Raw genomic sequence first — 5,984 nt, 5'->3', positions numbered from 1 at the left:
ACTCGACCGACCCAACTGCAACAATCATGCGTTAGATTTATTGGGAGTTTCCCTGATTTGTACCCAGTAACGGGGCATCAGAAATTCTCTTAATCCCTCCTACAGCATAGGTTATGGCTTTTTGTCAACGGGGAAGTCCAGCTATTCGAGCGACGGTTTCCTTGAGTATGCGAGTGTTAAACTACTCAGATTTGAGTTCTTCTAACCCTCAATACCATCAATTTAGTGCCTATCAAAATATCTTACAATCTATGTCTAGTAGTGCTATTACTACTTCCAGTCAGATGTTGGGAGTGAATGTCAATCAACTTAGATAAACCATTGAAATTGAGGAGGATTTTAAGTCTAAATGTTTGATCATACCAGTCGCTATTATGCTATTGCCGATGCTCGATATACGAGTTCTACTGGGCAGGAAATTATTTATAAACGCCGTCGTTTTCTTCCCCAAGGTCAAGATTTACCCTTTCTCACGAATGTTAAGGTTAATGATGGTGATCGCTTAGATATTATTGCGTCCAAAACATTGGGTAATCCCCTGTTATTTTGGCGGATTGCAGATGCAAATAATGGGATGAATCCCATAGATTTGACTGAACGGCCAGGACGCATTTTAAAAGTTGCGATTCCCCAAGTACCTGGAGAATAATCATGATGGGAACAGCTATTACGCTAAGATTAGCATTAGGAAAAAATCGGCCTAGTCCTGCGCCCCAATTTATTGCTGAATCCCTGCAAAGTGTCGAGATTACCCAAAGCGATCAAAGTCCATCAAAGTTCCAATTGCTATTTAATGCTGAACGAACCAAAGGATTAACTACCGATTATGAGTTATTGAGAAGTACCCTCCTCACCCCAAAAAATCGAGTAATTCTGACCATTACACTTAATGGAACACCGAGTATTTTAATAGATGGATTTATTACCCAACAAGAATTAATTCACTCTCAAGAAATTGGGGCAGCTATGTTATCGGTAACAGGAGAAGATGTCAGCATTGTCATGGATCTGTATGAATACTCTACCGAATATCCCAATTTGGGACACATCGCAATTGTTGAATTAATTCTCGCCAAATATATTCCTTTACTCGGTTTAATTATTCCCGAAATATTTCCTGCTACGTTACCCCCTTATCAATCGCTACAAGTGGATTGGGTTCCCCAACAAAATGCCACTGATCGCGCCTATCTTCAGCAACTAGCCGCCAGACATGGTTATCTTTTTTATATGAAACCAGGTCCAACTTTCTTGAGCAATATTGCTTATTGGGGTCCGCCTTTACGCACAGGAAACCCACAACCCGCTATGACTGTGGACATGGGACCTGCGACCAATGTAGAATCGATTAACTTTTGCTATGATGCTCTATCACCCACCCTAGTCTATGGTTTTGCCCAGTCCGACCCCCTTCAACCCGAATTATCAGAAGACATCCCGATTGTTACCACTAATAGTACCCGAACGCCCCTATCTCAGTCCGAACTGCAACCCTTAGAACTGTCTCTCCCCTTTATACGAACCCAACAGTTTACCGATCCCCGTCTTGGTCCCCTAGATGCTTTAGCAAAAGCCCAAGCGATTACCGATTTATCGATGGATAACGTCGTGGTTGCTCAAGGACAATTAAATACGCTTCGTTATGGGCATATTTTGCAAGCACCTGGTATTGTGGGCGTTCGAGGTGTCGGTCATAGCTATGATGGTCAATATTATGTCCAAAGTGTGACCCACAAGCTCGCACGAGGGAATTACCAACAACAATTTACCCTGACCCGTTCTGGTTTAGGAAGTCTGACGAATTTTGTTCAACCCTAATCCTTAATCTAATTCTGTGTTTAATTACGATGAATGGCAATTTTTCACCTGGTTCCAATCCGAGGAATAATGCAGACACCGGCTCCTCTGATGGCGGGCAGCGTTTTTATGGTAAGTATCGAGGGATCGTGCGGAATAATGAAGATCCATTAGGATTAGGACGAATTCGAGCAGAAGTTGCGGTGGTTTATGGATCTAAGTTAAATTGGGCTTTGCCTTGTACTCCTTATGCGGGTTCGGGCGTTGGGTTTTATGCGATTCCCCCGGTTGGAGCTAATGTTTGGCTGGAATTTGAAGGAGGCGATCCTAATTATCCTATATGGGTGGGCTGTTTTTGGGATGAAGGTCAAGTACCAAGTGGTCCCGAAGAATTGCCTAATCCTGCAACCAAGATATTTAAAACCGAATTTATCAAGATGGTACTCAATGATCTACCGGAAGTGGGAGGCTTTACTTTAGAATGTTCCCCTGAAGCTGTGGCGACTCCCTTAAAAATGGTTTTTAATTCCACGGGAATTGAAATTAATGCTGCCCCTGCCATCATTAAATTAGTCACAGAAGAAGGAATTACCCTCGAATTTCCCCCAGGTACGATTTCCATGACAGAAGCGGCCATTACCTCAGAAATTCCTGAATCAACCCTGACCCTAAACGAAGAAGTCATTTTAATAAATTCGGGTGATGTGACGGTAACAGCCACTGCTGATGTGGCTATAGAGGCTGCCACTACTAAAATAACAAGTATAGTCAACATAGAAGGAAATACTAATATAATCGGAGCAGTTGAAATAGAAGGAAATACGAATGTAACTGGAGCGATTGAGATAGAAGGGGAGACCAACATAGCAGGTGCTTTGACCGTCGAAGGGGAGACCAACATAGCAGGTGCTTTGACCGCTGAAGGAGGTATTGCTATATTAGGGGCCGGTACGATTGACGGAGCGCCTATACTTTAGCCATTTCTATGAATTTCTATGCCATCACTGGATTAGTCGAGGTAACAGGAGATTTATTGGTCGATGGTCAGCAAGTCCTCTTTATTTAAGGCAAGTCCGTTGTGTCATTCCTAACCTAACACTAGATTAAACCCAATGAAGTTAAACATTAACAAAAAATATGCAAATTGCTTTCCCTTTTAAGCTTAATAATCAAGGTTTAGTCGCCACCACCGACTACAATCAACATATCTATCAAATGATCGAACAAATTCTCTTTACCATGCCGGGAGAAAGGGTTAATTTGCCATCCTTTGGTTGTGGGTTGCAACGATTAGTTTTTACCACTAATAATACGGAAATGGTAGCCGTTACTCAAGCGATGGTACAAGCTGCCCTTAGTCAGTGGCTAGGAGATGTCATTCAGGTGGCAACAGTAGAGGTTAAGACAGAGGACTCTAAGGTAACAATTTTTATTGAATATGCTGTTCTGATTAGTCAAGAACGGTATCGAGTTAAATTTGAATGTTGAGGGGAAATAGTCAATGGAAATGACCGATAAATTTAGTTCTTATATACGGTTACAACGTCGATTAAATGTTAGTCAACATCCTAACTTGATCGGACTGGATTTTCTTGAAATAGAGCAACAAGAACAACAATGGTATTTAAGAGCTTATTTTGTTTCACCTTCTCCTGAGCAGCCCAATAAGCAACATATTCCCCCTAATTTGACTCCCGCTAATTTTCAAATTAAAACACTACAAAAAAAATTAGCACCTTTAAAAGTTGAGTCAGTGAATTACATTAAAAATTATGTACAATTAGAACTAAATTTAACCACGAAAAATGAGGATTGGCTCGGTTTTCACCTTCTCACATTAATCGATATCGAGTATTTAGACTCGGCGTTATCTCAATTACCTTTTAGTTTATGGCCAGATAACATAATTCCGATTCATCCTCAGTCTCCTACTGATTTACCACCACCTTTACAATTACCTATTGACATTAATTATTTAGCTAAAGATTATCAAAGCTTTCGGCAATTAATGCTAGATTATTTAACGTTATTACTCCCCCAATGGCAAGAACGTCATGAAGCTGATTTAGGGATTGTCTTAGTTGATTTACTCGCTTATGTAGCTGATTATCTCAGTTATTATCAAGATGCTGTTGCTACGGAAAGCTATTTAGGAACAGCGCGACGGAGGCTTTCTTTAACTCGTCATGCTAGATTACTAGATTATCGGGTATCAGAAGGATGTAATGCTAGGGTTTGGGTACAAGTACAAGTAACAGGAAATACTGTTTTACCGATTGGAACACCCCTATTGACACACAATCAACCCGCCCCTAAACGAATTTTAGTTAATGAATATAAGCAACGTATTCAACAGGCTAATCCTTCAGAGCAAGTGTTTGAAACGATGGAAACAGTCTCCCTTTATGTTCAACATAATTAAATGTATTTTTATACCAGTGGAAGTCTTCAACTTTCCCTAAAAAAAGGAACAACTAAGGCGACTTTAAAAGGACATTTTTATAACTTGCAACAGGGAGATATTTTGATTTTTGAGGAAGTTATTAATCCCCAAACTGGTTTAACCAAAGATGCTAACTATCAACATCGTCATCAGGTGAGATTAAGCCAAAAACCTCAACTAAGTTATGATGAACTTTACTCTCAAGAAATAACTGAAATTGAATGGCTGCTAGAAGATAGATTACCTTTTGATTTGGTTGTGTCTAGCTTAACAAACGAGGGGCATTATCAGCAAGATTGCACAGTGGTTAGAGGCAATATTGTTCTGGCAGATCATGGCTGTACCATTGATAATGATAAGCTCCTAGATACTGTTCCAGAACAGGGAAAATATCGCCCTCATTTCTGTCCGATTGGAGCGCTAACGTTTCGAGTTCTTTTTCTGTCTAATATCGCCAAGAAACAATCAGCTAAAAAAACCTTAGAACAAAAACCCCATCAGGCAACTCCTGCCATTCTCTTGCAATAATTGGGAGGAATTTACCTATTTCTTCCTCCTCAAATAATTGTAAATAGTAATATTTGGATCGCCCCAAAAGATTTACTTGCCAGTAATCCTTTTAGCCAAGATTTCGTTGTAGAAATGGAAGAAGATGGTTTAATTTATCTACGGTTTGGCGACGGTAAATTTGGCAAAATACCCCCCAGTGGACATCAATTTCAGCCTATTTATCGGTTAGGAAATGGCATTCAAGGAAATGTGGGTCAAGAAACTATTACAACTATTGTAAGTGATGATCTTAACATTATAGGTATTCGTAATCCGATGCCTGCCCAAGGGGGGGAAGAACCTGAATCTCTTGAAGAAATTCGTCTGAATGCACCAGTGGTTTTTTATACTCAAAAACGTTGTGTCATCGAAGCAGACTATGCAGCAAGAACCGAAACCCATCCTGAGGTTATGCAAGCGATCGCTATTCGTCAATGGACAGGTAGTTGGAATACTCTCTTTATCTATGTTCTTCGTCATGAAGGGCGATCTGTAGAGCCAGCATTTGCAGCAGAAATTAAGGATTATTTGACCTCTTGGGCAATAATTGGCACAGATTTGGTAGTAAAAGGCGCACAATTTGTGCCAGTTGCCATTACCCTCAAGGTGTATATTAAGCCTCATACTGTGCCTAATCAAGTATTAGGGATCTTGAATTTGGCTTTTAGTTCGGTCATTTTTCCCGATGGAGAACAAGGATTTTTTTTCCCAGATAGTTTTAAATTAGGTCAACCCCTTTATCTGAGTCAAATTATCGCTCGTGCTTTACAGGTTCAGAATGTGGTTCGGGTTGAAGCAACTCAATTTCAGCGTTTGGATCGACTTTCGGGTAATGAACTAGATACAGGAGTGATTGAGGTATTACCATTAGAAGTAATTCAAGTGTTAAATAATGTGAAAGAACCCCAAAAAGGTAGAATTAAGTTTATCATTGAGGGATAATTCGGTAATTAGGTAGTTAGCGGTCATTGACGACAAGTTGAGTAGCGGATTATGGGGAGATATAGACCCCCAGGAAGATCACGTTCATCTAGGAGAAAAGCCAAGAAACTACAGGTTCTTCGGTTTTTGTTATGCAATGGACGGGGGTTATAAGGGATGGAACCCTTATATAGAAAGGCATTTGGCGATTTTTGTCAATTATTTTTGATCTAGAGCGAACTAATCAATTAAGTCTCTTGCCAGATAAGGATTT

The 5,984-nt window shown here is 40.2% G+C and carries 8 protein-coding genes; all 8 read left to right on the top strand.

Features of this window, described 5'->3' with window-relative positions; genetic code table 11:
* The first annotated feature begins 113 nt into the window (after positions 1–113).
* The 8 genes from IM500_RS21030 to IM500_RS20995 all read left to right on the top strand — a co-directional run bounded on the left by IM500_RS21030 (position 114) and on the right by IM500_RS20995 (position 5,731).
* Positions 114–317 carry a hypothetical protein gene (locus tag IM500_RS21030; protein ID WP_287739472.1) on the top strand — a complete coding sequence of 68 codons (204 nt, stop codon included), beginning with the start codon at positions 114–116 and terminating at the stop codon, positions 315–317.
* A 32-nt stretch (positions 318–349) separates the two neighbouring features.
* Positions 350–649, top strand: coding sequence for a hypothetical protein (locus IM500_RS21025; RefSeq protein WP_287739471.1), 300 nt, complete (start codon positions 350–352; stop codon positions 647–649).
* A gap of 2 nt (positions 650–651) precedes the next feature.
* Positions 652–1,818, top strand: coding sequence for a hypothetical protein (locus IM500_RS21020; RefSeq protein WP_287739470.1), 1,167 nt, complete (start codon positions 652–654; stop codon positions 1,816–1,818).
* Positions 1,819–1,847: 29 nt separating this feature from the next.
* Positions 1,848–2,774, top strand: a complete 927-nt coding sequence (locus IM500_RS21015) for a phage baseplate assembly protein V (protein ID WP_287739469.1) — start codon at positions 1,848–1,850, stop codon at positions 2,772–2,774.
* 160 nt (positions 2,775–2,934) lie between these two features.
* The gene (locus IM500_RS21010) at positions 2,935–3,285 is read left to right on the top strand and encodes a GPW/gp25 family protein (protein WP_287739468.1); all 351 of its coding nucleotides are present in this window, start codon (positions 2,935–2,937) and stop codon (positions 3,283–3,285) included.
* Positions 3,286–3,304: 19 nt separating this feature from the next.
* Positions 3,305–4,219, top strand: coding sequence for a hypothetical protein (locus IM500_RS21005; protein ID WP_287739467.1), 915 nt, complete (start codon positions 3,305–3,307; stop codon positions 4,217–4,219).
* Entirely contained in the window at positions 4,220–4,768 is a 549-nt protein-coding gene (locus IM500_RS21000) for a hypothetical protein (RefSeq protein ID WP_287739466.1), read from the top strand.
* The gene (locus tag IM500_RS20995) at positions 4,769–5,731 is read left to right on the top strand and encodes a baseplate J/gp47 family protein (protein ID WP_287739465.1); all 963 of its coding nucleotides are present in this window, start codon (positions 4,769–4,771) and stop codon (positions 5,729–5,731) included.
* The last annotated feature ends 253 nt before the right edge of the window (positions 5,732–5,984 follow it).

Source organism: Microcystis sp. M179S2 (assembly GCF_020245805.1).
GTDB classification, from domain to species: Bacteria; Cyanobacteriota; Cyanobacteriia; order Cyanobacteriales; family Microcystaceae; genus Microcystis; species Microcystis aeruginosa.
Note: the sequence above shows the minus strand (reverse complement) of the source record. Positions and strands in the feature narration are given on the sequence as shown.

Excerpts from the sequence above, each read along its gene's own strand:
- IM500_RS21000 (WP_287739466.1), top strand. The coding sequence starts at position 4,220 with ATGTATTTTTATACCAGTGGAAGTCTTCAACTTTCCCTAAAAAAAGGA.
- IM500_RS21025 (WP_287739471.1), top strand. The coding sequence starts at position 350 with ATGTTTGATCATACCAGTCGCTATTATGCTATTGCCGATGCTCGATAT.
- IM500_RS21015 (WP_287739469.1), top strand. The coding sequence starts at position 1,848 with ATGAATGGCAATTTTTCACCTGGTTCCAATCCGAGGAATAATGCAGAC.
- IM500_RS21010 (WP_287739468.1), top strand. The coding sequence starts at position 2,935 with ATGCAAATTGCTTTCCCTTTTAAGCTTAATAATCAAGGTTTAGTCGCC.
- IM500_RS21020 (WP_287739470.1), top strand. The coding sequence starts at position 652 with ATGATGGGAACAGCTATTACGCTAAGATTAGCATTAGGAAAAAATCGG.
- IM500_RS21005 (WP_287739467.1), top strand. The coding sequence starts at position 3,305 with ATGACCGATAAATTTAGTTCTTATATACGGTTACAACGTCGATTAAAT.
- IM500_RS21030 (WP_287739472.1), top strand. The coding sequence starts at position 114 with ATGGCTTTTTGTCAACGGGGAAGTCCAGCTATTCGAGCGACGGTTTCC.